This window comes from Vibrio sp. 10N.237.312.B06 (genome assembly GCF_041464685.1).
Lineage (GTDB): Bacteria > Pseudomonadota > Gammaproteobacteria > Enterobacterales > Vibrionaceae > Vibrio > Vibrio tasmaniensis_A.
In genome coordinates, this window is sequence record NZ_JBFSPI010000001.1 from 60,233 (window position 1) to 85,664 (window position 25,432).

The window sequence follows — 25,432 nt, forward strand, 5'->3', positions numbered from 1 at the left end:
GTTCCTCCCTCTTGAGAATGACGGTATAAGCAAATTGACAAGAAGCGAGAGCCGACGGGCTTTTTACTGGTAACAAAAAAGGCTGACGAATGTCGTCAGCCTTTCAAATTTTCGGTTACTTCTGGATCTTTTATTCTTTTAGAACAGCTTACTCGACCAGCCTAGTTTGTTACGTAGAACATGGTAGTAATTGTAGTCTTTAGGGTGGATCAGCTTGAGCACATTTGGGCTTTGGTAAATGTGGATCTCATCGCCAGGGGAAACTGGTAGCGAGATTTGACCATCGCAGCTGACTTCCTGAGTACCGCGGTTATCAGGCGATACGATCAGCTTGATACGACGCTTTCCATCCACCACAAGTGGTCGGCTTGAAAGGGTGTGTGGGAACATTGGTACTAATGAAATTGCATTTAAGCTTGATGACAGGATAGGACCACCGCCAGAAAGCGAATAAGCGGTAGAACCTGTCGGTGTTGAGACGATCAAGCCATCAGAACGCTGTGAGAAGGCGAAGCTGTCATCGATATACACTTCGAACTCGATCATATGTGCGACTTGACCGGGGTGAAGTACTGCTTCGTTGAGTGCGGCGTTGTGGCTTTTTATTTGGCCATGACGATGAATTTCAGTTTCAAGTAAGAAGCGCTCTTCTTCCATGAATTCACCCTTGAGTACATCAGTAAGCGCACTCTGGAAGTTTTCAGGATTAAGATCGGTAAGGAAACCTAGGTTACCTCGGTTTACGCCAATCACTGAAATATCGAAACGTGACAAGATTCTAGCGGCACCGAGCATATTTCCGTCACCACCCACCACAATGGCGAGATCGGCGCGTTTACCTAATTCAATTAGGCTAGAAAAATGTTCTTGTGGGATATCGTCTAAAATTGTAGCGAGTCTGTCATCCACAAACACTTGATAACCCTCAGTACTTAACCACTGATAGAGCTCTCTATGAGTCTGAATTGCTTGCTGATCTCGAGGTTTACCAATAATGGCGATGACTTCAAATGGCTTTTTCATAACGTTTCCAAACGAATTAGGCTTGAATCAAAATTCTTCATCCCCATAATAAAGGCAAGTTGAACGTCTATGCGAGTGTTTTATATCAATTTGGGGTGCAAACACACCTGTCACTTGCATTGAAAACGAATTCTGGAGAGATCATGAGCAACGAAGAAAACAAAGTAACGGAAGAAGAGCTAGATCAAATCATTGCTGAAGCTGAGAAAGTTGAAGAAGCTGAGCTAAATGAAGAGTCTGTTGATGAGCAAGAAGTAAAAATCGCTCAACTAGAAGCTGCACTACTTTCTAGCGAATCTAAAGTGAAAGAGCAGCAAGATTCTGTTCTTCGCGCAAAAGCTGAAGTTGAAAACATGCGTCGCCGTAGCGAGCAAGAAATTGATAAGGCGCGTAAATTCGCTTTGAACAAGTTTGCTGAAGGTCTACTTCCTGTCATCGACAACCTAGAGCGTGCAATGCAAGCGGCAGATGCTGAAAACGAAGTGGTTAAGCCACTGTTTGAAGGTGTTGAGCTAACGCACAAAACGTTTGTAGACACAGTTGCTAAGTTTGGTCTTAAAGAGATCAACCCTGAAGGTGAAGTGTTCAACCCTGAATTCCACCAAGCGATGTCTATCCAAGAAAGTCCAGATCACGAATCAAACACGGTTATGTTCGTAATGCAAAAAGGTTACGAGTTAAACGGTCGTGTGGTTCGCCCTGCGATGGTTATGGTTGCTAAGTAATGACGTGTTACGCTGCCAAGTGATTCAGTCGCGCATTGACTGAGTAAGTCGCGGCGACAAAATAAATCACTGGTTTACGTTAAATGAAAAGAGAGGCATATGCCTCTCTTTTTTTGTGCCTATAACTTGAGAGCCCACGTAAATAGTCATCAAAACCGCATTAAGAATGTTGTTCTTTTTATATTACCCAGAACAATGATTTAGAGTTTTATATTATGAAACTGGTTGTTAATGAGGAAATGTTTTGATGTCACACTTGTAATGTTTTTGTAAATAAATGCTTTTAATTGTTATCTTTGTATGTAAAATTCACTGCGATATAGCGATTTCATTCGCATATATAACTATAAAAGTACAAATTTCAAACACAACAAACTGGAGAAGAACGATGGACAAATCGCTCTCAAGTAAGATTTTTGTAGGCTTGTTTGCCGGCCTACTTATTGGTACTGCTATTCAGTACCTATTCAACGGTATTGCAGTATTTGATACTTACCTGCTAGGTCTAGCAGAAGGTGTCGGTGGTATGTTTGTCTCTTTGATCAAACTATTGGTTGTTCCACTGGTATACGTATCTATCGTTTGCGGAATTGTTGAATTGAAAGACATCCGTTCTTTCGGTCGCCTAGGTGGTAAAACTTTTGCTCTTTACATTATCAACACCATCATCGCGATTTCTGCAGCCCTAACTGTTGGCCTTATTTTCCAACCGGGTGCTGGTGCAGATTTAGCCGGAACGATCTCTGAGACAGTTCAACTAACAACAACTGAAACTCCAGATATCTTCTCTCTTGTTGTGAACATCGTTCCTAGCAACCCAGTTCAGGCGTTTGCAAGCGGCGACATGCTACAGATCATCTTCATGGCGATTTTGACTGGTCTTGCTATTCAGGCTCTTGATTCACGTGGCGGTCCAGCGATCAAAACGTTCAAGATGGCTAACGAAATCATGATGAAGCTTATCGGCCTAGTCATGAGCTTGGCGCCATTTGGTGTATTCGCTCTGATGATTCAACTAGGTGCGACACTGAACGCTGAGACACTTATGTCTGTAGCGGGCTACGTAGCGCTTGTTGTTGCGATGCTAGTGTTCTGGATTTTCTTCTTCTACCCAATGATGGTTGGTATCGCGACAGGTATTACGCCTAAGCAATTCCTACGTGCAACTCGTGAGCAAATCCTTTTCTCACTATCGACGGCAAGCTCGAACGCGACTATCCCAGTAACGATGCGCACTCTAACTGAAAAGCTTGGTGTATCAAGATCTGTGGCAGGCTTCGGTGTACCACTGGGTGCGACAATGAACATGTCTGGTGTCTCTATCTACATCGCACTCGCGACAATGTTCGTAGCAAACGCATTCGGTCAACCAATCAACACGGCTGACATCTTTACTCTGGGTCTAACTATCTTGCTACTGTCTATCGGTGCTGGTGGTGTTCCAGGTGGTGGTGTTGTAATGGTAGGTGTTCTATTGCACCAACTAGGTTTACCACCAGAAGGTCTAGCTATCATTGCTGCGGTAGACCGTATCAACGATATGTTCTGTACTTCTTCTAACGTAGTAGGTGATACAGCGGTTAACACTATCGTTGCTAAGTCTGAAGGCGAAATCGGCGTTGAAACAAACGAAGAAGCTGAGCTAAAGAAAGCAGAAGCGTAATCAGAGATTTTCCTCTATAGATGAAATCTAAGTGGAAAGCCTGAATAGACAAACGGAGCCTAAGTGGCTCCGTTTTTTATTGGGTGATAAACCCAGTTACTGGGCTTATGTGAAGGTAATGATATGTATTCGTGTCTAACCATTCCTTTTATCAAAATAAATGTGAAAAAATCCAGTATCCCCCTTGAAAAGGATTCGTGAGCCCTTATCTATGGTGCATACGAAAGCAAAATACATTTGCATTTAAATTTTGTGTATTAGGGTTGAATCCCTGATTACTACCCCCCACATAGTGGGTATAGCAAAAAACTAAATAGAATTTATTCGGAGAAAGCCTGATGGGTCGAATCATTGGTATTGATTTAGGTACTACTAACTCTTGTGTTGCTGTTCTTGACGGTGACAAACCACGCGTATTAGAAAATGCTGAAGGCGAACGCACAACAGCATCGGTAATCGCATACACTGAAGGCGAGACGCTAGTTGGTCAACCTGCGAAACGTCAAGCTGTTACTAACCCTCAAAACACGCTATACGCGATTAAGCGTCTAATCGGTCGTCGTTTTGAAGATGAAGAAGTTCAACGCGATATCGAAATCATGCCTTTTAACATTGTTAAAGCTGATAACGGTGATGCATGGGTTGAAGCGCAAGGCCAAAAAATGGCTGCTCCTCAAGTATCTGCTGAAGTTCTTAAGAAAATGAAGAAAACAGCTGAAGCCTTCCTAGGCGAAGAAGTAACTGGCGCAGTAGTAACTGTTCCTGCTTACTTCAACGATGCTCAACGTCAAGCAACGAAAGATGCTGGCCGTATCGCTGGTCTAGATGTTAAACGTATCATCAACGAACCTACTGCTGCTGCTCTGGCTTACGGCCTAGACAAGCAAGGTGGTGATCGCACTATCGCTGTATACGACCTTGGTGGTGGTACATTCGATATCTCTATCATCGAAATCGATGAAGTAGAAGGCGAGAAGACTTTCGAAGTACTTTCAACTAACGGTGATACTCACCTTGGTGGTGAAGATTTCGATAACCGCATGATCAACTACCTAGTAGATGAGTTCAAGAAAGAGCAAGGTATCGACCTTAAAGCTGATCCACTAGCAATGCAGCGTGTTAAAGAAGCAGCAGAAAAAGCGAAAATCGAGCTTTCTTCTACTACTCAAACTGACGTAAACCTACCTTACGTTACTGCTGATGCGACTGGTCCTAAGCACATGAACATCAAAGTGACTCGCGCGAAGCTTGAGTCTCTAGTTGAAGACCTAGTTCAACGTTCTCTTGAGCCACTAAAAGTTGCTCTAGCAGATGCTGACCTATCTGTAGGCGAAATCACTGACGTTATCCTAGTAGGTGGTCAGACTCGTATGCCTATGGTTCAAGCTAAAGTAACTGAATTCTTCGGTAAAGAGCCACGTAAAGACGTGAACCCTGACGAAGCTGTTGCAATGGGTGCTGCTGTTCAAGGTGGTGTACTAGCTGGTGAAGTTAAAGACGTTCTTCTTCTAGACGTTACTCCTCTATCTTTCGGTATCGAAACGATGGGCGGCGTAATGACTAAGCTTATCGAGAAAAACACAACTATCCCTACTAAAGCGGATCAAGTGTTCTCTACAGCTGAAGACAACCAAAGCGCAGTAACTATCCACGTTCTTCAAGGTGAGCGTAAGCAAGCGACTTACAACAAGTCTCTTGGTCAGTTCAACCTAGAAGGTATCCAACCAGCACCACGTGGCATGCCACAAGTTGAAGTAACATTCGACCTAGATGCTGATGGTATTCTGAACGTATCTGCTAAAGATAAAGCGACAGGTAAAGAGCAGAAGATCATTATCCAAGCATCAGGCGGTTTGTCTGAGGAAGAGATCGAAGCAATGGTTCAAGAAGCAGAAGCTAACAAAGAAGCTGACAAGAAGTTCGAAGAGCTAGTAACTGCACGTAACCAAGCTGACCAAATGATTCACGGCACTAAGAAGCAAGTAGAAGAAGCTGGTGAAGCTCTACCTGCAGACGAGAAAGCTAAAATCGAAGCAGCTATCGAAGCTCTAGAATCAGTTAAGTCTGGTGACGACAAAGAAGCTATCGACGCTAAAGTTCAAGAACTTATGCAAGCAGCTCAAAAGCTAATGGAAATTGCTCAACAGAAAGCTCAAGCTGAACAAGCTGGTGCTGACGCTGGTGAACAACCTAAGCAAGACGACGATGTGGTAGACGCTGAGTTCGAAGAAGTAAAAGAAGACAAAAAATAATTTCGTCGCAGAGTAGCCTGATTTCGTTGTCGGAAGTGCTCACCTACTAGCGTAGGCTCCGCGCTTCCTCCTAGAACTCAAGCTACTTGCTTAGAAATTCATTGTCTCAAAGACTTATTATTGCGGGCGTCAGAGGTAACTCTCACGCCCGTAAATTTGTATTTAGACTTGTCGATCTAGATAATAGCTTTATTCGGCGTTTCAGCCGACAGAACTTTTATCTAGATTGATACACAGACTGCTGAAGTGATCATTCGGCAGTAGCAATTATTTTGGTGACCTAGAACATGTCAAAACGTGATTTTTACGAAGTATTAGGCGTAAGCCGTGATGCATCAGAGCGCGATATTAAAAAAGCGTACAAACGCTTAGCGATGAAATTCCACCCGGACCGTAATCAGGGTGATGAAAGCGCAGCAGACAAATTTAAAGAAGTAAAAGTAGCGTACGAGATCCTAACCGATGCTCAAAAGAAAGCAGCTTACGACCAATACGGCCACGCAGCTTTTGAACAAGGTGGCATGGGTGGTGGCGGCGGTTACGGCGGCGGTGGCCAAGGTGATTTCGGCGATATCTTCGGTGACGTATTTGGCGATATCTTTGGCGGTGGTCGTCGTGGCGGCGGTCAAGCGCGTGCACAACGTGGTTCTGATTTGCGTTACAACATGGAGCTTTCTCTAGAAGAAGCCGTTCGTGGTGTATCTAAAGAGATTGAAGTACCAACACTTGTTGAATGTGACATTTGTGATGGTAGCGGCGCGAAAGCGGGTTCTTCTGCACAAACGTGTGGTACTTGTCATGGCCACGGCCAGGTACAAATGCGCCAAGGTTTCTTTGCGGTTCAACAGACTTGTCCTACTTGTAACGGTAAAGGCAAGATCATCAAAGACCCATGTAACTCATGTCATGGTCAAGGTCGCAAACAGAAGACGAAAACGCTTAACGTTAAGATCCCAGCAGGTGTTGATACTGGTGATCGCATTCGTCTATCTGGCGAAGGCGAAGCAGGGGAGCACGGCGCTCCAGCTGGCGACTTGTACGTACAAGTACACGTAAAAGAGCACAATATCTTTGAGCGTGACGGCAACAACCTTTACTGCGAAGTGCCAGTAAGCTTCTCTATGGCTGCTTTAGGTGGTGAAGTTGAAGTTCCAACACTCGATGGCCGTGTAAACCTTAAAGTGCCAGAAGAGACACAAACGGGCCGTATGTTCCGTATGCGTGGCAAAGGCGTGAAAGGCGTTCGTGGCGGCGGTGTGGGTGATCTAATCGTTAAGCTAGTGGTTGAAACACCGGTTAAGCTAAGCTCTCGTCAAAAAGAACTACTGCGTGAATTTGAAGAAACATGTTGTGGTGAAGCGGCAAGCAAGCACAAGCCAAAATCTGAAGGTTTCTTCAGCGGCGTGAAAAACTTCTTTGATGACCTAACTAAGTAATCAGTTCAGTGATTTGGTAGCTTAAGTTACTAATAAAAAATAAAACCTGCTCATGTAGCAGGTTTTTTTGTATCTGTAGATCAGAGAAAAGAAGATCAGAGAAGAAAGAGTCGAGATTTCTCAGATAAATTATCGAGCCCTTTGGTGGTTGTTCTTGTTACTTCCAACACGCTTGAGGCTCTGAAACACCTGAGTGATGTAACTCCAGAATATCAGTCGGTGAGTCTAAGCAGTCATCATTTGTCTGTGGTGCGTGTGGTTCTGCTTGAACGGAGTATGAGGTACTGCTAGCCGAGATTGTTAGTGTGTACCTGCTTGTATCGGTATCGCAAAACGAGCACGTCCCTCCAGAAACTATGTTTCCAGCAGCCGTGGCATAATTTCCGGCGTAAGCACTCTCAAGTTCAAGTTGAATTTTTGCCATATCTCCTATCGCTGTCATTCGATGCGATTTTAAAACATGGCTTGTGTAGCTTGGATAAGCTATTGCACTGAGTACTCCTACAATGGCAACAGCGATCAATACTTCGATCAGTGTCATTCCTTTCATACTTAAATTGTTGTTGTTACATCTTTTTATTCGAATCTTCACGAGTAGTTTCCTTTCATAACTCTGTCCATTTTTCTCGGATGGTAGCATCGGTGCAAGATTAAACATTCTTACGCATCTGATTACATAGGAATTTGGGAAATGACTCGCGGGTTTACTTTATTAGAGCTGTTAATAACGGTGTCGATACTGTCGATATTGGTAGCGACGGCTGCTCCGAGTTTTAGTTCAATCACCCAAACAGTCAAGATACAGCGCCTTGCTGGGGAGTTGAATGGCTTCTTAGTACAGGCAAAGTCTGAGTCTGTGAAAAGAAATCAAAAACTCTGGGTACATTTCTCGACGGCTAAAAATGAAGAGCAATCTACGGGGGAGTGGACAGTATGGTTGAAGCCTACGGAAGATCTGTCTGGTGATACATTGCTGATGTTGTCGGGAGAACCGTTTCGAGATTTATCGTTTTCTCATAACTATACAGGCTCAAAAATCAGCTTTGAAAGTGTAAGAGGAAGGCCTGCCAGAGGTACGATTTACTTGGCTCCTAAAAGAGCTTCAACCGACCGGCTTTTGATTAAACTATCTAGCCCTCCTGGGCGAATTAAAGTGTGCGGCGAATCAGGCGCTCAGTATGGTTACTATGCTTGCTAAGGCCCGCAGCAGAAGCTTGCGAAAGCAAAAGGGCGCCTCTCTCATTGAACTGATGGTCACCTCCGTTATTGGTGTATTCGCGATTGCTATTATCGGCAGCGTATTTATGACGGGGCACAGAATAGCCAAAGATAAAGGTATTGAGCTATTGCTGCTGCAAAACCTTACGAGCACGATGCAGGTAATGAAAGAAGATATTCAACGAGCAGGCTACGATGGTTCAAATGGCGAATCCCTGAAGCTATTAAATGCCGTTAATACGATTCATGTTAGCGGTGGTGTTGAGGTGGGGTTCGTCTATTTGAAAGAGGGATCAACTGACGGAAAAAATTACAGGAATATCGTGTATAAAAAGGAGGGGACTCGATTGAAAGTTTGTGAAAAGGGCGTTCTTACTCCAGGGAACATTTTAGCCCATGATCAAGTTACCTCATGCTACTCACTTTTCGACGATAGCATTATTTCCGTCGACGATTTATCAATATCCTCACAAGTGTTGAGCAAAAATGGGGTGAGCACTACGCTCACTGATTTGAATATTGTTGCGTCAATTCCGAGTGCTGGGATCTCTAAAGGCGTCGCTATAACCGTTAAGCAAAGGAATTGGCAATGACCTCGGTAAAGCAGCAAGCTGGAGTGGCTACGTTGTTAATCACATCTGTTTTAGTGTTGAGTGCTTTAATTGTTACTTTGGGCACCTATCGCAGCGTTTTTCATCAAATTAAGGTCGCGCAGAATGAAGTTCAAGTCCGCAAAGCTCATTGGAACGCCGAGGCTGGGTTGGAGTGTGGTTTTACCTATATAGCTGAAAATGATCTCACGGCAATTCCCAATGATTTAATGAATCACTGTCAGCAGTCGAAAGTCCTTACGTTGAAATCAGATAACCTAACACCGAATATATTGGTGTCGAGTGCTCACTATTTATCTCTCAACAAAGAGATAAGTTTTAACAATTCGTCGGGGCTAGGGGCGATGCAAACCAATTCGAGTTTGGAGTTTATTTCTGATCACAATATCGATATTACCCCAGATATTAGTCTTACTGCGGTCGGTGGTATTAACGAATGTGTGTCTGTTCGGTTCTTAGATAGTGTGATCTATAAAAACCAAGGCGGCGGGCGTCTGAAGACAATCACACCTACGGGCGGTCTCCCTCCTTTTCCTACCTTTGAGTCTTGCCAACCGACAACCGATATTAACCGCAATGCAACCATTGATTCAGTTGGGTCATTGCCTTCGAATGCTTTTCAATCAGATTTCAAATTTGACCCAGCCATCGATACTTTCTCTAATTACTTTGGGGTATCTAAAACGCCAGAAAATATTGACCAGATTAAGCGTGATTATCATGTGATTGACCTCATTGACAGGACTGTATCTCCCCCCAAGCACATTGATTTAGTCAATGGGAAGTATCAAGGTAATAAGTGTAGCCAAGCGATTAATAATGCCTTTACTAGTGGTAAAGATAAGGTGTGGGTGATCGGTGATTGCGTGGTCTATCACCCACCAATTAATGTGGTAGAACCTATCCCCGGAGTTATTACTCCACGTTCATTAGTGATTCAAGATGGCATCGTTGCGAACGGTAATGCAAGTGTGTTTGATGGTTCCTTTTATCACCTAAATGATATGAGTATATACGACGAACCAGCCTCCCCTGATGTTGATACGGACCTGTTGAGCGGCTTATGGGCCAAAGTTCCAAATACGATACCTATCGCCGGCTTAGTGCAGAGCAATTCGGTTTATATTGGATTTGCTTCTTTTTTCCCCAAGGGAGGGATGTTCTTTGATTCAGTTGGTGGGTTATCGACAATTCAAGGTTCGATTAACTTAGATTACACAGGTGAATACAACCCCCATAGTGTTCCTTTGAAAGCCAAATGGAAAAAGGGATCATGGAATGACTTATAAAAATTCAGGTTTTAGCTTGATAGAGGTCCTGATCTCTTTTCTATTGATCGGTATCGCTTCGCTAGGGTTGGTTAAGCTACAGGTCTATGCAGAACAAAAATCGGATTACGCGCTGCACAGTGTAGAAGCGCTTCACTTTGCCGAAAGGCAGATGGAGTATTATCGAACTCGTGTATCGGATGTGGGGGGAGCTGTAGGGTTAATCCTTTTTACGGATCTCAATCAAGCGGACTACTGTCGCAATGCGACAAGTTCGGATCCTTTATCTGGTTTGTCGGGCTCTGGGTATACGATGAGCTGTGAGGTGACAAATGCCAGTGGTGCCTTGTCTCACGCTTTGAAAAACATTACGGTGACTGTTGCATGGCGAGATCGCATGAACCGTGCTCAAAGCATTCACCTCGAAACTATGCTCTCCAAATACAGTGAGTTTGATTGATCTATTAAGCAAACGTTTACTGCATGCCAAGCCCTACGCTTCTCCTTTACTGGTAGTTTTCACTCCTCGGACATTGTTTACGTGCCAGTTAAAACTCTGTATATGGAATGGTGTTTTTTGTGTTTTTATATTGTTGCTGTTGTACAGTATTTTTGCAAAATATGTCTCCATTTATGGAGAATGATGTGGAACCTTGTGCTTTTTAACAGCGACTTTAATAGAATATGTGCTGTACCAATAGGCCATGGTCAAAACTTATATTAGGCCTAAACAAACAACATCACATATGGAGTTACAATGAGTAACCAAGCCGTAAAAAAAGCACCATCGACTGAGAAGATCAGTGGTATGGACCGCTTTCTAAACTTCATTGAACGCGCCGGCAACAAAATTCCAGATCCAGCAATTCTGTTCTTCTGGGCTCTAGTTATTGTATGGGTAGCATCTGCACTTTTGTCGAACCTTTCATTCGACCTAATCAACCCTCAAACGGGTGCTGCTCTAGAAGTAAACAACCTACTTACTGGTGAAGCGCTTGCTAGCTTCCTAGCGAATATGGTTACCACGTTCACAGGCTTCGCACCGCTAGGCATCGTACTTGTTGCTATGCTAGGTGTTGGCGTTGCTGACTCTTCAGGCTTCATTACGACTGGCCTTAAGAAGATGCTTAACTTCACGCCAGCTAAGTTGCTAACGCCAATGCTAATTCTTGTTGCTATCGTGTCTCACACAGCAGCAGATGCAGGTTACGTTCTAGTAATCCCTCTTGGCGGTATCATCTTCCACGCAGCGGGTCGTCACCCTCTAGCGGGTATTGCAGCAGCATTTGCTGGTGTATCCGGTGGTTTCTCAGCGAACTTCATTCCTTCAGGTATTGACCCGCTACTCGCAGGTTTCACTCAAACAGCGGCAAACGTTCTTGACCCTGCATACGTGATCAACCCTCTAGCGAACATCTTCTTTACTGGTTTGTCTTCAATTCTAATTGTGGCAATTGGTTGGTACGTTACAGAGAAAATCATCGAGCCTCGTCTTGCTAATACGCCTGTCGATGAAGATGCAGAACAAGCACCTGATCTAGGTACGTTTACAGCCATTGAATCTAAAGCATTCAAATTCGCTGGTTGGGCAATGGTTGCCGGTATTGGTCTGCTTATCGCGGCTCTAATGCCTGAAAACTCAGCACTTCGTTCACCAGAAGGCGAACTAACGGCGTTCTCAGCACCAGTAATGAAGTCTATCGTTCCTCTGATCTTCATCCTGTTTATTATTCCGGGTATCGTCTACGGCCGTGTAGCGGGTACCTTCAAGAATAGTAATGATGTTATCAAAGCAATGTCTGAGACGATGGCAACGATGGGCGCATACATTGTAATGTCGTTCTTCTGTGCTCAGTTCCTATCAGCATTTGCTCAATCAAACATCGGTACTATGCTGGCGCTTTACGGTGCTGAAGGCTTGAAAGCAATGGATCTTCCTGGTGAAGCAACGGTTGTTGGTATGATTCTACTAACGGCTTCAGTTAACCTTCTTGTAGGTTCAGCTTCAGCAAAGTGGGCACTGATTGGTCCTATCTTAGTTCCTATGTTAATGGTTGTGGGTATCTCTCCTGAGCTATCTCAAGCGGCTTACCGTGTAGGCGATTCAGTGTCTAACATCATCTCTCCACTGATGGTGTTCTTCCCACTGGTTGTTGTTTACTGTCAACGTTACGTTAAGTCGACAGGTATCGGTACTCTAGCTTCTCTAATGATGCCATTCTCGATTGCTATGCTAATCGGTTGGTCTATTTTCTTGCTAGGTTACTGGGCTCTTGGTATCCCGCTAGGTATCCAAGCTCCTTACACTTACACAATGTAAGATTGAACTAAGCAAAATTAAGCTTTATTCATTGCTAAGCCCGCACCGAAATGTGCGGGCTTTTTTTTGCTATTTTTTTCTGTTTTTTTATCCAAGATTTTTATAGCAAAGACTTTTTATATCCCAAACTTTCTATATCCCAAACTTTTTATATTCAAAATAAAGGCACTCAGCTTATACTCCGGATTACGGCTAATTGTTGGCCGGTAAATTTAGGAAATCCAAGCCACATGAAGATTCTGCTTTTAGTAGGGTTAATTGTTTTAAATGGTCTGTTTGCCATGTCAGAGATTGCACTGGTAGCAGCAAAGAATAGTCGGCTGAAACGCTTAGCCGAAAAACATCGCTCCGCTCAGGTTGCTCTTGAGCTCAAAGAAAATCCAACCCGCTTCCTTTCAACCATTCAAATCGGTATTACGGTAATCGGCCTACTCAGCGGTATTGTGGGTGAGGCGACGCTTTCTGCTCCACTGGCCGTTCAACTTGAACTGTGGGGACTCGATCCAACACAAGCGAATATCCTGTCTACCACGGTAGTCGTTATGGGTATTACTTACTTCGCGATTGTTGTAGGTGAGCTAGTACCAAAACGTTTTGCTCAATCTCAAGCTGAAAACATTGCTGTGCTAGTCGCGCTGCCTATCTTCTGGTTATCTAAAATTGCGACGCCGTTTGTGTTTGCGTTGTCTGCTTCTACGGAAGGTATTCTCAAGTTAATGGGACGTGGTGGCGAAGAAGACAGTGTGACGGAAGATGATATTCATGCACTCGTGAAAGAAGGCTCGGAATCTGGTGTGATTGAACGTGGCGAGCAAGAGATGATTCGCAATATCTTACAGCTTGATGACCGTTTGGTGAGCTCGTTGATGACGCCACGTCGAGACGTCGACTTTCTGGATATTAGCCAACCGGTTGAGCAGATATTTAAAAAGCTGCGCAGTTCAAAGCATAGTGTGTTTCCATTGTGCCAAGACCACCTAAATAAAGTGGTCGGTACGGTGTCAGCCAAAGCCTTATTGAATCAGGCGGGCAATTTAAATATTCAAGTGATCATGGGGCTATCTCGCTCTCCGATCTATGTTCCAGAATCGATGAAGGCTTTACGTCTGCTTGGCTATTTTAAAGAGTCGGGTACAGAGATGGCATTCATTGTTGATGAATATGGCGATGTTCAAGGCCTTGTGACTCATTACGATATCCTAGAGGCGATTGCTGGTGAGTTATCGAACAACCCTAAAGATCTTTGGACAGAGCAAGTGGAAGATGGATTACTGGTGGATGGATTGATTCCTATCAGTGAACTGAAAAACCGCTTAGAGCTGTCGGATTTTGAGGGGGAAAGCGAGAGCTTCCAAACGTTGAATGGCCTAGTGACTTGGTTAATAGGGCGCTTACCTGATGCAGGTGAAGTTGTTCAATACCAGCAGTGGCAGTTTGAAGTTATCTCTGTTGAGAACAATCGCATTGTGAGTATCAAAGCGACGCAAATAGCCGATGACATAGAAGGCGCCAATAGCTAGCGATCCGCCTAACCAGTAAGCGGCGATTGTTCATTGTCTCTTATCTCTTTATTGTTCATTATCACGAAGATTAGGTATGCTTCACCGCATACCTATTTTCGTTTTTATCCTTTGTTTTCTGGAGCTCCCTTTGTCAGACCATCAATTCAGCCCTCAAGATGAAATCTTCATGCGACGCGCCATCGAGGTAGCTAAGCAAGCAGAAAAAGAGGGAGAGGTTCCCGTTGGTGCTGTACTAGTGAAAGATGGGGAGGTTATCTCTGAAGGATGGAACCGCTCGATTGGCTGCCACGATGCAACCGCACATGCAGAAATCGAAACCTTGCGTAAAGCAGGTCAAGCCTTGGAAAACTATCGCTTACTTGATACCACTTTGTATGTCACCTTAGAACCGTGCCCAATGTGCGCGGGTGCCTTATTACACAGCCGAGTAAAGCGCATTGTGTTTGGTGCTCCAGACTTAAAAGCGGGTGCGGCGGGTACGGTATTGAATCTCTTTGAAAGCCAAGCCTCATACCACTATGCCGATGTTGAGCATGGTTTGTTAGAGGAAGAGTGTCGTGAACAACTACAGGCGTTTTTTAAACGTCGTAGAAAAGAGATAAAAGAGAAGCGAAAGCTTGAGCGTTTGCAGGAAGAGCAGCGTTTAGAATCCGATAAAGCAAGTAACAAGAACAAGGTCTGTAACAAAAAATAGCAGCGAGCTTTCGGCACTCTCAATCATAAGAGTGCCAAGCAAACTTACTTGGTCATTACTTTTACTCAGCAATCATCTGCATGAAAGCACGGTTGCGCCAAATGATCTTCTTCTTATTATTTGAAAGCATACGCTTACGACGGTTGGCAGCAACGGTCTTATCAAGGCGTTTCGATTTCAGTTTGTTCTTCATCATTTCAACGATTTCCTATTTGTCGTCTGGCTTTGTAATTATGACTTCAGTTTTAATTATAGTGGTTATTTGCTTATAAGCTTTGCCACGAACTTAGCGTTGGCTTTCTGAACCACTATCGTGATGGCTAAGAGCTGAATGCAACAGAGCATTATTTCGCTTATGGTGTGACGTTATAAAGTTCGATTGTTACTGCAATATGACACTCTGGATATCGCAGGCGTTTTGTTTGTTTTGGTCATTTATCGTGATGCAATAAAAAAGAGCAATGCTAAATGGCATTGCTCTTTTTCTTTTATTTGGAAGACTCAGCGTCGTTCACTGCGGATTCAGTTTCACTGATTGTTGATTCAGCATTTGATACCTCTAGAGGTGGGATAACGACCAAACCTTCAAGGCTCGCTTCTTCCTCTTTATTACGCTTATTTACATGGCCAATAATGCTCTGATAATAACGGCGAATGTTCTCAACGTAATTCCTTGCTTCATCACCACGCGCATACCCGTAACGAGTTTTGCTGTAGTACTTCTTCTGTCTTAGCAGGGGAAGCCTGTCTTTCACATCCCCCCAAGCATCAGGATCACCGCCTTGTGCTTTGGTTAAGCGACGAGCATCCATCATGTGCCCGTAACCTACGTTATATGAGGCAAGCGCAAACCAGATCTTCTCGTGTTGGGTGATTGAATCTGGTACTCGATTCACGATACGACGCAGGTATTCAACACCGCCTTGTACCGACTGTTTCGGATCGAGACGATTGGTTACACCAACGCTCTTCGCAGTAGGCAGTGTCAGCATCATCATGCCTCGAACACCTGTTGGAGAGCGTGCGACAGGATTCCAGTGTGACTCTTGGTATGCTAAAGCGGCAATCAAGCGCCAGTCAAATTCTTGAGAATATTTCTGAAATAGCGGCGACCATTTTGGCAGCTTGCTATCCAATGCGCGGATAAATGCACGAGTATCAACGTAATCAAAGGTGCCGATATGACCGATGTACTTCTCTTCCAGTGAAGCCAGTTCACCAGACTGTTTTAGGTTACCAAAGAACTCAATCAGTAATGCATAAAGGTTTTCATCTTCAGACTTCTGTAAATACCAAGAGATAGGTTGATCTTCCGTCAGTTCAAAAGCTAAGGCTACGTCTGGGTATAAGCGTTGTGCGAGTGACAGCTCAATCGAGTCTGCAACAGTAAACAAGCGCTCACCTGTAGAGACTTCTTTTAGCAGGTCGTTGATGTCAGCATTACCTATTGCATCGTAGATAAAGTCATCGTGCTTGTTCTGGATCTGTTTTAGCGTTGGCTCAAAATGTGAGTCCTTCACTACCACTAAAGATGGCGTCAATGTTTCGGTAGATGCCGGCTCTTCTGATTCAGTTTGTGCTTTTACGAAATCAGCTTGACGCTTATTCTCGAACTTGATCAGTTGTTGAAGGTTTCTTGGGCGCCACTGGCCTTTTTTATACACCACTTGCTGGCTTACATAGTAATAGGCGGGCGCAGCGCGATAAGCGCGTGTCAGGTTATTGTTTTGCGTTAATCCTGTCGCGATAAGATCGATCTCGCCTTTCTTTAAGGCTGGAAATAGGCCGGATAAACGGTAAGCGGGTTTAATCTCAAGCTGTACACCAAGCTCCTGCGCAAATTCACGAGCTAACTCGTAATCCAAACCAGCAGGGCCATCGGGACCAATGTAATAAGAGAGCTGGTTATTTAGGGTGCCGACGCGAAGAACGCCTCGCTCTCGTATCTGCTCAAGGACACTTTTAGGTTCTGACTCAATCTGGCATCCAGCCAACCCAATTAGGGTAATGGCGAGCAGAAGGAACTTAGACGAAAAGATGAGCGTAAATTTAGGCATCAAAATGAAATCTCGAAAAGTGGAAGCCCCTTTATACCAAACCCCGCAAGGCTGGCAAAGCAGGTTTATTTAAACAGTTGTAAAAGTGCTGATAAATGCAGCAAAAGTACCATTTACGCATAAAGATAAAAAAAATCACGCAAACGGTTGCTTTTGGTGTTACGTCACAAAAAGAAATGCTTTATAATGCGCTCGCATTGAAGAGGTGGAATCGGCATAGGTTTGGCAACCTTCGGGAATAGCTTCGAAGAAAACAGTTAGGTTGTTCCTATAACCCACTGAATTTATTCCAATACTACCTTAATCAACTGCATAAGAGACCTAAGCACATGAGAATTTTGCGTGGCTCCCCAGCTCTATCTGAGTTTCGTGTTAACAAGCTTTTAGAGCTTTGTCGTGAATTAAGCTTACCTGTAACAGGTATTTACGCTGAGTTTGCCCACTTTGCTGATCTAACGGCAGACCTAGATGAGTCTGAAGTTGAGAAGCTAGAAAAGCTACTGACTTACGGTCCAACGATTGAAGAGCATGAACCTGAAGGTTTACTGCTGCTTGCAACGCCACGCCCGGGCACTATCTCGCCTTGGTCTTCAAAATCAACAGATATCGCACACAACTGTGGACTGGCTAAAGTGTCACGTCTAGAGCGCGGTACTGCTTTCTACATTGAAACCTCTGCTGAACTTTCTGAGCTTCAACTTGTTGAGCTGAAAGCAATCCTGCACGACCGTATGATGGAAGTGGTTTTCACTGACTTCGAATCAGCGGCGGCACTATTTACCGTGGCTGAGCCTGCTCCTTATGCGGAAGTTGACCTATTAACTGGCGGACGTAAAGCGCTTGAAAAAGCAAACGTTACCCTAGGTCTTGCACTTGCAGAAGATGAGATCGATTACCTTCTTGAAAGCTTCACCGAGAAGTTAGGTCGTAACCCGACTGACATCGAACTAATGATGTTTGCACAAGCGAACTCAGAGCATTGTCGTCACAAGATCTTTAACGCTGATTGGACTATCGATGGCGTTAAGCAAGAAAAATCATTGTTCAAGATGATTAAGAACACCTTTGAAACGACACCAGAGCACGTTCTGTCTGCTTATAAAGATAACGCAGCGGTAATGACAGGTTCTGAAGTGGGTCGTTTCTTCCCAGATCCAGAAACTCGCCAGTACAACTACCACCAAGAAAAAACACACATCTTGATGAAAGTTGAAACGCACAACCACCCAACGGCAATCTCTCCATGGCCGGGTGCATCAACAGGTTCAGGCGGTGAAATCCGCGATGAAGGCGCAACTGGTATTGGCGGTAAGCCAAAAGCAGGCCTTGTTGCTTTCTCTGTATCTAACCTGAAAATTCCGAACTTCGTTCAACCTTGGGAAACAGACTTTGGCAAGCCAAGCCGTATCGTTACTGCTTTGGATATCATGCTTGAAGGTCCTCTTGGTGGCGCAGCATTCAACAACGAATTTGGTCGTCCAAACCTATTAGGTTACTTCCGTACTTACGAAGAGAAAGTAAACTCTCACGCAGGTGAAGAAGTACGTGGTTACCACAAGCCAATCATGCTGGCTGGTGGTCTAGGTAACATTCGTGATGATCATGTTCAGAAGAAAGAGATCCCAGTAGGTGCAAGCCTAATCGTTCTTGGCGGTCCAGCAATGAACATCGGCCTTGGTGGCGGTGCTGCATCTTCAATGGATTCTGGTTCTTCTTCTGAAGACTTAGATTTTGCTTCTGTACAACGTGAAAACCCAGAGATGGAGCGTCGTTGTCAGGAAGTTATCGACCGTTGTTGGCAGCTTGGTGATGCGAACCCAATCGCATTTATCCACGATGTGGGCGCGGGAGGTATCTCGAATGCACTTCCTGAGCTAGTAGACGACGGCGAGCGTGGCGGTATCTTTAACCTACGTGACGTGCCAAACGATGAGCCGGGCATGAGCCCACTTGAGATCTGGTGTAACGAATCTCAAGAGCGTTATGTAATGGCGGTTGCTGATAAAGACATGGCAACATTCGATGCGATTTGTAAGCGTGAACGTGCACCTTACGCCGTGGTTGGTAAAGCAACGGAAGAGCGTGATCTTAAATTAGAAGATTCACACTTCGACAACACGCCAATCGATATGCCTATGGACATCCTATTAGGTAAAACGCCTAAGATGCACCGTGACGCGAAAACGCTAAAAGCGAACAACCCCGCGATTGATCGTTCTGGTATCGAACTAAATGAAGCGGTTGACCGTATTCTTCGCCTACCAACAGTGGCAGAGAAAACATTCCTTATCACCATCGGTGACCGCTCGGTAACAGGCCTTGTAGCTCGTGACCAAATGGTTGGCCCATGGCAGGTTCCAGTTGCTAACTGCGCAGTAACTGCAGCAAGTTACGACTCTTACCACGGTGAGGCTATGTCTCTTGGTGAGCGTACGCCAGTAGCACTTCTAGACTTTGGCGCGTCAGCTCGTCTAGCGGTTGGTGAAGCAATCACTAACATCGCAGCGACGAACATCGGCGATATCAAACACATTAAATTGTCAGCTAACTGGATGTCTCCAGCGGGTCACCCAGGTGAAGATGCTGGTCTTTACGAAGCGGTTAAAGCCGTGGGTGAAGAGCTATGTCCGGCACTGGGTCTAACTATCCCTGTGGGTAAAGACTCAATGTCGATGAAGACTAAGTGGGAAGAGAATGGCGAGCAGAAAGAAGTAACGTCTCCGCTATCTCTTGTTATCACTGCGTTCGCACGTGTTGAAGATGTTCGTAAGACAATTACGCCTCAGCTTCGCATTGACAAAGGTGATACTTCACTAGTTCTTATCGACCTAGGTAACGGCAAAAACCGCATGGGTGCGACAGCACTAGCACAAGTTTACAAGCAGCTTGGTGACAAGCCAGCAGACGTAGACAACGCAGCGCAACTAAAAGGTTTCTACGAAGGCGTTCAAGCACTTGTAGCAAACGACCAAGTTGTCGCTTACCACGATAAAGGCGATGGCGGTCTGTTCGTAACGCTAGCTGAAATGGCGTTCGCAGGTCACTGTGGTGTTAATGCTGATATTGCAGCGCTTTTATCTGCATCAGAGAACAGCGAAGATACGTTAGCAGCACTCTTCAACGAAGAGCTAGGTGCGGTAATCCAAGTTCGTAACGATGACCTAGACGCTGTTCTTTCTACTCTTGCAGCAAACGGTTTAGAAGCGTGTTCACACGTAATCGGTTCTGTTGAAGCATCTGATGAGCTAGTGATTAAGTCTGGCGAGTCTGTAGTGATTGAGCGTAACCGTACTGAACTACGTACTATTTGGGCTGAAACTACGCACAAGATGCAAGGTCTACGTGATAACCCAATCTGTGCAGACCAAGAGCACGAAGCGAAGAAAGACAACTCAGACCCAGGTCTGAACGTGAAACTAAGCTTCGACGTAAATGAAGACATTGCTGCTCCTTACATCAACACGGGTGCTAAGCCTAAAATGGCGATTCTACGTGAGCAGGGTGTTAACTCTCACGTTGAAATGGCAGCCGCATTTGACCGTGCAGGCTTCGAAGCAACTGATATTCACATGAGCGACATCCTAACGGGTCAAGCGGTACTGGAAGAGTACAACGGCCTTGTGGCTTGTGGTGGTTTCTCTTACGGTGATGTACTGGGCGCTGGTGAAGGTTGGGCTAAGTCGGTTCTATTTAACGACTCTACTCGTGACCAATTTGAAAACTTCTTCAAGCGTGAAGATACTTTCTCTCTAGGTGTGTGTAACGGTTGTCAGATGTTGTCTAACCTGCGTGAACTTATCCCTGGTGCAGAGTACTGGCCACGTTTCGTTCGCAACGAATCTGAGCGTTTTGAAGCACGTTTCAGCCTAGTTGAAGTTCAGAAGTCTGATTCTGTATTCTTCAACGGCATGGAAGGTTCTCGTATGCCAATCGCTGTTTCTCACGGCGAAGGCCGCGTAGAAGTGCGTGACAACGACCACCTAAACGCGATTGAAAATTCAGGTACGGTTGCTCTACGTTACGTTGATAACAACGGTAACCAAACGCAGCAATACCCGAATAACCCGAACGGTTCGCCAAACGCTATCACTGGTTTAACAACGACGGATGGCCGTGTGACTATCATGATGCCTCACCCAGAGCGTGTATTCCGTACGGTTGCTAACTCTTGGTCTCCAGAAGGTTGGGGCGAGAATGGCGCTTGGATGCGTATGTTCCAAAACGCACGTAAGAATGTGGGTTAATCTGGTTCACTAAACCGAATAGTTTTAAAAGCTAATAAAAGCGCAGACCTAAAGGTCTGCGCTTTTTTGTTAGGTTTGATGTTTATAGAGCTAGGATCAAAAAAGCCGTTGGATTCAATCCCAACGGCTTCGTCGTGTTTAGTCTCTAGTAATTTAGCATCTAGCGTTTAGATTAGTTGTTGCTGTGTAGCTCGCTGTTCAGTTCAACAGCAGACTTGTTCGCTAGACATTCAATTTGGCCAGTAATCGAGTTACGACGGAACAGAAGGTCAGAAACGCCAGCAAGGTCACGAGCTTTAATGATTTCTACTTCGTTGCCTTCTTTATCTAACATGCGAACCTTAGTACCCGCAGTCACGTAAAGACCAGACTCAACCGTACAACGATCGCCCATTGGGAAGCCAAGACCCGCATTTGCGCCTAGTAGGCAGTTTTCGCCGATAGAGATAACCATAGTACCGCCACCAGACAGAGTACCCATGATAGAAGCGCCGCCGCCGATATCAGAACCGTTACCTACAACCACACCTGCAGAGATACGACCTTCAACCATGCTCACACCGGTAGTACCTGCATTGAAGTTGATGAAACCTTCGTGCATTACTGTTGTGCCTTCGCCTACGTGTGCGCCAAGACGAACACGAGAAGTGTCAGCAATACGAATACCTGTTGGTACCACGTAATCTACCATTTTAGGGAACTTGTCTACGCAATCTACAGACAGAGCGCGACCCGCTAGGCGAGCTTCGATTTGACGCTCAGCCAGCTCAGGAAGATCGATAGGGCCTTCGTTAGTCCATGCGATGTTGTGCAGTAGACCGAAGATACCGTCTAGTACCGTACCGTGTGGTTGAACTAGGCGGTTAGAGATCAGTTGCAGCTTAAGGAAGCCTTCAGCAACTGATGCTGGCTTCTCGTCAGTCGCAAGAACAACAAGAACAAGAGGTTGCTCAGATGCTGCTGCTTTTTCTGCGAAAGATGCGTTTGCTGCATCGTCGTTTGCTGCGAATGCTTTCGCTAGTTCTGCGCTTTGTGCAGCAGAGATTTCGATAGCTTGGTTGCCTTCAGTGTAACCTGCAACTTCACCAACAGCCGCAACAAGAGCGTCGCTTGGGTTTAGAAGTGGGTTAGGGAAGAACGCTTCAATGATTTTATTGTCGCGGTTTTTGGTTGCCGTACCGAAGGCTAGTGAAAAGTAAGCCATGTTGAATCTCCATGTGTTGAGTCTTGATTTTGCTATTTCATAACAGCGGCTCGAATAACAAGCGCTGCCGTTAGCAAAGTTAATTTAATTGCGTTCATCATAAAGAGAGCGCCCTCGTTATGAAAGGGCGCATCGGGATAAAGTCTGTAAAATGATATTGCTTGTCTTTCTGGAGATAGTTTTCTGCAATGAGAAAATGATGCAATTCAACAAAATTTGATATCAAAGTTAGATAACCAACGTTCTTTAAATGAACATCACTCTTTAGATAAATAGCGCTTTATAAGCCTGCTCAATCCCTTCAATCAACATCTGCATACCGATAACGGCGAGTATTAAACCCATCATTCGGGTTATCACGTTCAATGCACTTGGTCCGACAGCTTTAACAAATCGCTCGCCGAATACAAATAAGACATAGGTTAGGGTACATAGTAGGCCGAAAGCGACGATGGTTATGATGGTTTCATAGACCCCCTCGGTACTGGCAAAGTTCATCGCAGTGGCAATGGTGCCGGGGCCTGCGAGAATTGGCATTGCAAGTGGTGAGACGGCGATACTTAGAGCAGCGTCTTTCTGGGCGTCTGAGTTCACTTTCTCTTTTGCTTTGGCGTGTGTTGAATCACCTTGCAGCATGTGGAAGCCAATCAAAAAGACCAAAATGCCGCCTGTGATGCGAAGTGCGTAAAGTGTGATACCAAAGAGGTCAAAGATCAGTTTGCCAGAGAGTGCAAAAGTACTGACGATGATGAATGCGATAAACACTGAACGGAAAGCGATCGATTTGACGGTTTCCCTGTCATTGTCACCGGTTAATCCAAGAAAAATTGGCGTATTAGCTATTGGGTTCATGATGGCAAAAAAGCCCATGAACACGGTAATGGTATGAATGATGAGCTCTTTCATATTATTCCTTTGAAAAGATGCAGTTAAATACTAATAGTTTGTGTATTTAATCTTAGATACAAATAATTATTAGAAATAGATAGTAGAGCAAGTGTGAATAAAAAACAGCCAGCATAAGGCTGGCTGTTTGGTTTTAGTGATAGGTGTAGAGTTTTGGTCGTTTGTTATTGCTTGTTTCTCAGTCAACTGACTCTATTCTATAGATAGATCGTGGCGCTCAACGTTGTCGTTATGCGTTTTGAGATTCGCTTACTGCTACAGCCAATGCAACCGTCGCACCGACCATTGGATTGTTACCCATACCGATGAAGCCCATCATTGCCACGTGAGCAGGAACAGAAGAGCTACCTGCGAACTGAGCATCAGCGTGCATTCTACCCATAGTATCTGTCATGCCGTAAGACGCAGGGCCTGCTGCCACGTTATCTGGGTGCAATGTTCTACCTGTACCGCCGCCTGAAGCAACTGAGAAGTAAGGTAAACCTTGGCGAGTACGCTCTGCTTTGTAGATACCTGCAACAGGGTGTTGGAAGCGCGTTGGGTTAGTTGAGTTACCCGTAATACTCACATCCACTTCTTCTCGGTGCATGATTGCCACGCCTTCACGTACATCATCAGCGCCGTAACACAAGATCTCTCCGCGAGGGCCTTGTGAGAAGCGGCGACGTTCGGTTTCAACAAGCTCACCTGTTTGGTAATCATATTGAGTGCGAACATAGGTAAAACCATTGATGCGAGAAATTAAGTAAGCTGCATCTTTACCTAGACCATTGAGTATTACCTTCAATGGGTTGTGACGTGATTTGTTGACGTTGAGTGCGATTTTAATCGCACCTTCTGCAGCAGCAAAAGATTCATGGCCCGCAAGGAAAGCAAAGCAGTGACTCTCTTCATTGAGAAGACGTGCAGCCAATGCACCGTGGCCAATACCGACCTGGCGTTGCTCAGCAACACTGCCGGGTTTGGTGAATGCTTGAAGGCCTTCACCAATGATATTCGCTGCTTGTTCTGCGCTGGTGGCTTTGCGAAATAGCGCCAGTGCTGAACCAAGGATATAAGCATCGGCAGCGCTTTCAAAAGCGATAGGCTGGGTGTCCATCACCAAGGCTTTTGGATCAACGTTGTGGGCTTTGCAGTATTGGTTCGCTTGCTCTAAAGAGTCGAAGTTCATTTCTGCCAATACGCGAGTTACCGATTCATTAAATTGAGTGTTCATCATATCTTTCCTCTAAATTGGCAAAATTAGTGTTGGCGTGGGTTAATGGTGGTAACGGCTTCATCGAAGCGACCGTAGGTTCCCATAGCAAGGTCTGCTGCTTCATTGGCTGACACGCCTTGATTAATCGCCTTCATCATTTTGCCGAGGTTGAGATATTCGTAGCCAATCACTTCGCTATGGTCATCAAGTGCAAGCTTGGTCACGTAGCCTTCTGCAAGCTCTAGGTAACGAACGCCTTTCGCTGAAGTTGAATAGCTGGTGCCTACTTGGCTACGTTGTGTTTGACCTAAGTCTTCCAATGCTGCGCCAATTTCTAGGCCGCCTTCAGAGAATGCGGATTGAGTTCGACCGTAAACGAATTGCAGAAAGATTTCACGCATCGCTACGTTGATTGCATCACACACCAAGTCAGTATTCAGAGCTTCAAGAATGGTTCTTCCTGTGAGGATTTCGGCTGCCATCGCGGCTGATTGAGTCATGCCTGAACAACCAATCGTTTCGATTAGCGCTTCTTCGATGATGCCGTTTTTTACGTTCAGCGTTAGTTTTGCTGCACCTTGTTGTGGTGCACAAGTGCCTACGCCATGGCTTAAACCAGAAATAGCGATGACATCTTTTGGGCTAACCATGGTGCCTTCAACTGGAATTGGCGCTGAAGTGTGAAGATCACCCCTTTGAATAGGGCACATTGATTGAATTTCTGAAGAGTAGTGCATAATGTTTTCTCACTGATAGAGCCATTTAAGACCTAGGGCGTTGAGAAAACAGGACGTGTTGGAAGAGGTGCGGCTAATTCACTACAGATCTTGAGTATCGATCATCCAAAGGTGTCATGAAGCTCGGTCTTAATAGACTAAGTCCATTCCAAAATGGAGGAATAGCGATACATCCAACAGTATTACCTGTTTTCGATTCTGTAGGAGTCATTAGCACGGTTCAAAAGAACGGGCGGTTGAAGCAAAAGCTTAGGTGGAACCCCATCACCTGATGGCTATAGATTAGATCTTAATCACACTTTTGTGCAAGCGAATGTTTAGAGCGATTTCGACTATAAACAGAGTTCATTATA

Annotated in this window: 20 protein-coding genes and 1 riboswitch; of the genes, 12 read left to right on the forward strand and 8 right to left on the reverse strand. The window is 45.0% G+C overall.

Annotation, left to right across the window (positions count from 1 at the left end):
- Positions 1-138 precede the first annotated feature (138 nt).
- On the reverse strand, positions 139-1,023 hold the full coding sequence (gene nadK / locus AB6C75_RS00275; protein ID WP_009848328.1) for an NAD(+) kinase: 885 nt from the start codon (positions 1,021-1,023) through the stop codon (positions 139-141).
- Between the two features lie 143 nt (positions 1,024-1,166).
- Here nadK and grpE point away from each other — a divergent pair, with 143 nt between their 5' ends.
- The 4 genes from grpE to dnaJ all read left to right on the forward strand — a co-directional run bounded on the left by grpE (position 1,167) and on the right by dnaJ (position 7,099).
- On the forward strand, positions 1,167-1,748 hold the full coding sequence (gene grpE / locus AB6C75_RS00280) for a nucleotide exchange factor GrpE (protein ID WP_372106334.1): 582 nt from the start codon (positions 1,167-1,169) through the stop codon (positions 1,746-1,748).
- 388 nt (positions 1,749-2,136) lie between these two features.
- Positions 2,137-3,411, forward strand: a complete 1,275-nt coding sequence (locus tag AB6C75_RS00285; RefSeq protein WP_009848330.1) for a dicarboxylate/amino acid:cation symporter — start codon at positions 2,137-2,139, stop codon at positions 3,409-3,411.
- A gap of 338 nt (positions 3,412-3,749) precedes the next feature.
- On the forward strand, positions 3,750-5,663 hold the full coding sequence (gene dnaK / locus AB6C75_RS00290) for a molecular chaperone DnaK (protein ID WP_372106336.1): 1,914 nt from the start codon (positions 3,750-3,752) through the stop codon (positions 5,661-5,663).
- Positions 5,664-5,950: 287 nt separating this feature from the next.
- A complete protein-coding gene (gene dnaJ / locus AB6C75_RS00295) occupies positions 5,951-7,099 on the forward strand; it encodes a molecular chaperone DnaJ (RefSeq protein ID WP_372106338.1) in 1,149 nt (382 codons plus the stop codon).
- Positions 7,100-7,256: 157 nt separating this feature from the next.
- Here the strand turns inward: dnaJ and AB6C75_RS00300 are convergent, their stop codons facing one another.
- Positions 7,257-7,739 (reverse strand): type IV pilin protein, encoded by a 483-nt coding sequence (locus AB6C75_RS00300; protein ID WP_372106397.1) that lies wholly within the window; start codon positions 7,737-7,739, stop codon positions 7,257-7,259.
- A 51-nt stretch (positions 7,740-7,790) separates the two neighbouring features.
- On the opposite strand from AB6C75_RS00300, the gene AB6C75_RS00305 reads away from it, so the two are divergent.
- The 7 genes from AB6C75_RS00305 (at position 7,791) to tadA (ending at position 14,733) form a co-directional block, all read left to right on the forward strand.
- Positions 7,791-8,297 (forward strand): GspH/FimT family pseudopilin, encoded by a 507-nt coding sequence (locus AB6C75_RS00305; protein ID WP_372106340.1) that lies wholly within the window; start codon positions 7,791-7,793, stop codon positions 8,295-8,297.
- Positions 8,278-8,910, forward strand: a complete 633-nt coding sequence (locus tag AB6C75_RS00310) for a PilW family protein (protein WP_012603338.1) — start codon at positions 8,278-8,280, stop codon at positions 8,908-8,910. Before AB6C75_RS00305 ends, AB6C75_RS00310 begins: the two co-directional genes overlap by 20 nt.
- Positions 8,907-10,217, forward strand: a complete 1,311-nt coding sequence (locus tag AB6C75_RS00315) for a hypothetical protein (protein ID WP_372106342.1) — start codon at positions 8,907-8,909, stop codon at positions 10,215-10,217. Before AB6C75_RS00310 ends, AB6C75_RS00315 begins: the two co-directional genes overlap by 4 nt.
- Complete coding sequence (locus AB6C75_RS00320) at positions 10,207-10,656, forward strand: prepilin-type N-terminal cleavage/methylation domain-containing protein (RefSeq protein ID WP_012603340.1); 450 nt, start codon at positions 10,207-10,209, stop codon at positions 10,654-10,656. Before AB6C75_RS00315 ends, AB6C75_RS00320 begins: the two co-directional genes overlap by 11 nt.
- Before the next feature lie 297 nt (positions 10,657-10,953).
- Entirely contained in the window at positions 10,954-12,516 is a 1,563-nt protein-coding gene (locus tag AB6C75_RS00325; RefSeq protein ID WP_012603342.1) for an AbgT family transporter, read from the forward strand.
- Between the two features lie 230 nt (positions 12,517-12,746).
- Positions 12,747-14,036 carry a hemolysin family protein gene (locus tag AB6C75_RS00330; protein WP_372106344.1) on the forward strand — a complete coding sequence of 430 codons (1,290 nt, stop codon included), beginning with the start codon at positions 12,747-12,749 and terminating at the stop codon, positions 14,034-14,036.
- Positions 14,037-14,112: 76 nt separating this feature from the next.
- Positions 14,113-14,733, forward strand: coding sequence for a tRNA adenosine(34) deaminase TadA (gene tadA / locus AB6C75_RS00335; protein WP_372106346.1), 621 nt, complete (start codon positions 14,113-14,115; stop codon positions 14,731-14,733).
- A 61-nt stretch (positions 14,734-14,794) separates the two neighbouring features.
- Here the strand turns inward: tadA and AB6C75_RS00340 are convergent, their stop codons facing one another.
- Complete coding sequence (locus tag AB6C75_RS00340; protein ID WP_010438952.1) at positions 14,795-14,929, reverse strand: hypothetical protein; 135 nt, start codon at positions 14,927-14,929, stop codon at positions 14,795-14,797.
- Between the two features lie 292 nt (positions 14,930-15,221).
- Complete coding sequence (gene mltF / locus AB6C75_RS00345; RefSeq protein ID WP_372106348.1) at positions 15,222-16,790, reverse strand: membrane-bound lytic murein transglycosylase MltF; 1,569 nt, start codon at positions 16,788-16,790, stop codon at positions 15,222-15,224.
- A 329-nt stretch (positions 16,791-17,119) separates the two neighbouring features.
- On the opposite strand from mltF, the gene purL reads away from it, so the two are divergent.
- Positions 17,120-21,034 carry a phosphoribosylformylglycinamidine synthase gene (gene purL / locus AB6C75_RS00350; RefSeq protein ID WP_372106350.1) on the forward strand — a complete coding sequence of 1,305 codons (3,915 nt, stop codon included), beginning with the start codon at positions 17,120-17,122 and terminating at the stop codon, positions 21,032-21,034.
- 172 nt (positions 21,035-21,206) lie between these two features.
- Here the strand turns inward: purL and dapD are convergent, their stop codons facing one another.
- From dapD to AB6C75_RS00370, 4 genes are all read right to left on the reverse strand, one after another.
- A complete protein-coding gene (gene dapD / locus AB6C75_RS00355) occupies positions 21,207-22,238 on the reverse strand; it encodes a 2,3,4,5-tetrahydropyridine-2,6-dicarboxylate N-succinyltransferase (RefSeq protein ID WP_009848346.1) in 1,032 nt (343 codons plus the stop codon).
- 264 nt (positions 22,239-22,502) lie between these two features.
- Positions 22,503-23,144: a MarC family protein gene (locus tag AB6C75_RS00360; protein ID WP_009848347.1), complete on the reverse strand. Its 642-nt coding sequence runs from the start codon at positions 23,142-23,144 to the stop codon at positions 22,503-22,505.
- Positions 23,145-23,373: 229 nt separating this feature from the next.
- Positions 23,374-24,363, reverse strand: a complete 990-nt coding sequence (locus AB6C75_RS00365) for a GGGtGRT protein (protein WP_017098031.1) — start codon at positions 24,361-24,363, stop codon at positions 23,374-23,376.
- A gap of 23 nt (positions 24,364-24,386) precedes the next feature.
- Positions 24,387-25,079, reverse strand: coding sequence for an iron-sulfur cluster assembly scaffold protein (locus AB6C75_RS00370; protein ID WP_372106353.1), 693 nt, complete (start codon positions 25,077-25,079; stop codon positions 24,387-24,389).
- A 194-nt stretch (positions 25,080-25,273) separates the two neighbouring features.
- A riboswitch (Fluoride riboswitch) is annotated at positions 25,274-25,357 on the reverse strand.
- Positions 25,358-25,432: the final 75 nt, after the last annotated feature.

Excerpts from the sequence above, each read along its gene's own strand:
- nadK (WP_009848328.1), bottom strand. The coding sequence starts at position 1,023 with ATGAAAAAGCCATTTGAAGTCATCGCCATTATTGGTAAACCTCGAGAT.
- grpE (WP_372106334.1), top strand. The coding sequence starts at position 1,167 with ATGAGCAACGAAGAAAACAAAGTAACGGAAGAAGAGCTAGATCAAATC.
- AB6C75_RS00285 (WP_009848330.1), top strand. The coding sequence starts at position 2,137 with ATGGACAAATCGCTCTCAAGTAAGATTTTTGTAGGCTTGTTTGCCGGC.
- dnaK (WP_372106336.1), top strand. The coding sequence starts at position 3,750 with ATGGGTCGAATCATTGGTATTGATTTAGGTACTACTAACTCTTGTGTT.
- dnaJ (WP_372106338.1), top strand. The coding sequence starts at position 5,951 with ATGTCAAAACGTGATTTTTACGAAGTATTAGGCGTAAGCCGTGATGCA.
- AB6C75_RS00300 (WP_372106397.1), bottom strand. The coding sequence starts at position 7,739 with ATGCTACCATCCGAGAAAAATGGACAGAGTTATGAAAGGAAACTACTC.
- AB6C75_RS00305 (WP_372106340.1), top strand. The coding sequence starts at position 7,791 with ATGACTCGCGGGTTTACTTTATTAGAGCTGTTAATAACGGTGTCGATA.
- AB6C75_RS00310 (WP_012603338.1), top strand. The coding sequence starts at position 8,278 with ATGGTTACTATGCTTGCTAAGGCCCGCAGCAGAAGCTTGCGAAAGCAA.
- AB6C75_RS00315 (WP_372106342.1), top strand. The coding sequence starts at position 8,907 with ATGACCTCGGTAAAGCAGCAAGCTGGAGTGGCTACGTTGTTAATCACA.
- AB6C75_RS00320 (WP_012603340.1), top strand. The coding sequence starts at position 10,207 with ATGACTTATAAAAATTCAGGTTTTAGCTTGATAGAGGTCCTGATCTCT.
- AB6C75_RS00325 (WP_012603342.1), top strand. The coding sequence starts at position 10,954 with ATGAGTAACCAAGCCGTAAAAAAAGCACCATCGACTGAGAAGATCAGT.
- AB6C75_RS00330 (WP_372106344.1), top strand. The coding sequence starts at position 12,747 with ATGAAGATTCTGCTTTTAGTAGGGTTAATTGTTTTAAATGGTCTGTTT.
- tadA (WP_372106346.1), top strand. The coding sequence starts at position 14,113 with ATGCTTCACCGCATACCTATTTTCGTTTTTATCCTTTGTTTTCTGGAG.
- AB6C75_RS00340 (WP_010438952.1), bottom strand. The coding sequence starts at position 14,929 with ATGATGAAGAACAAACTGAAATCGAAACGCCTTGATAAGACCGTTGCT.
- mltF (WP_372106348.1), bottom strand. The coding sequence starts at position 16,790 with ATGCCTAAATTTACGCTCATCTTTTCGTCTAAGTTCCTTCTGCTCGCC.
- purL (WP_372106350.1), top strand. The coding sequence starts at position 17,120 with ATGAGAATTTTGCGTGGCTCCCCAGCTCTATCTGAGTTTCGTGTTAAC.
- dapD (WP_009848346.1), bottom strand. The coding sequence starts at position 22,238 with ATGGCTTACTTTTCACTAGCCTTCGGTACGGCAACCAAAAACCGCGAC.
- AB6C75_RS00360 (WP_009848347.1), bottom strand. The coding sequence starts at position 23,144 with ATGAAAGAGCTCATCATTCATACCATTACCGTGTTCATGGGCTTTTTT.
- AB6C75_RS00365 (WP_017098031.1), bottom strand. The coding sequence starts at position 24,363 with ATGATGAACACTCAATTTAATGAATCGGTAACTCGCGTATTGGCAGAA.
- AB6C75_RS00370 (WP_372106353.1), bottom strand. The coding sequence starts at position 25,079 with ATGCACTACTCTTCAGAAATTCAATCAATGTGCCCTATTCAAAGGGGT.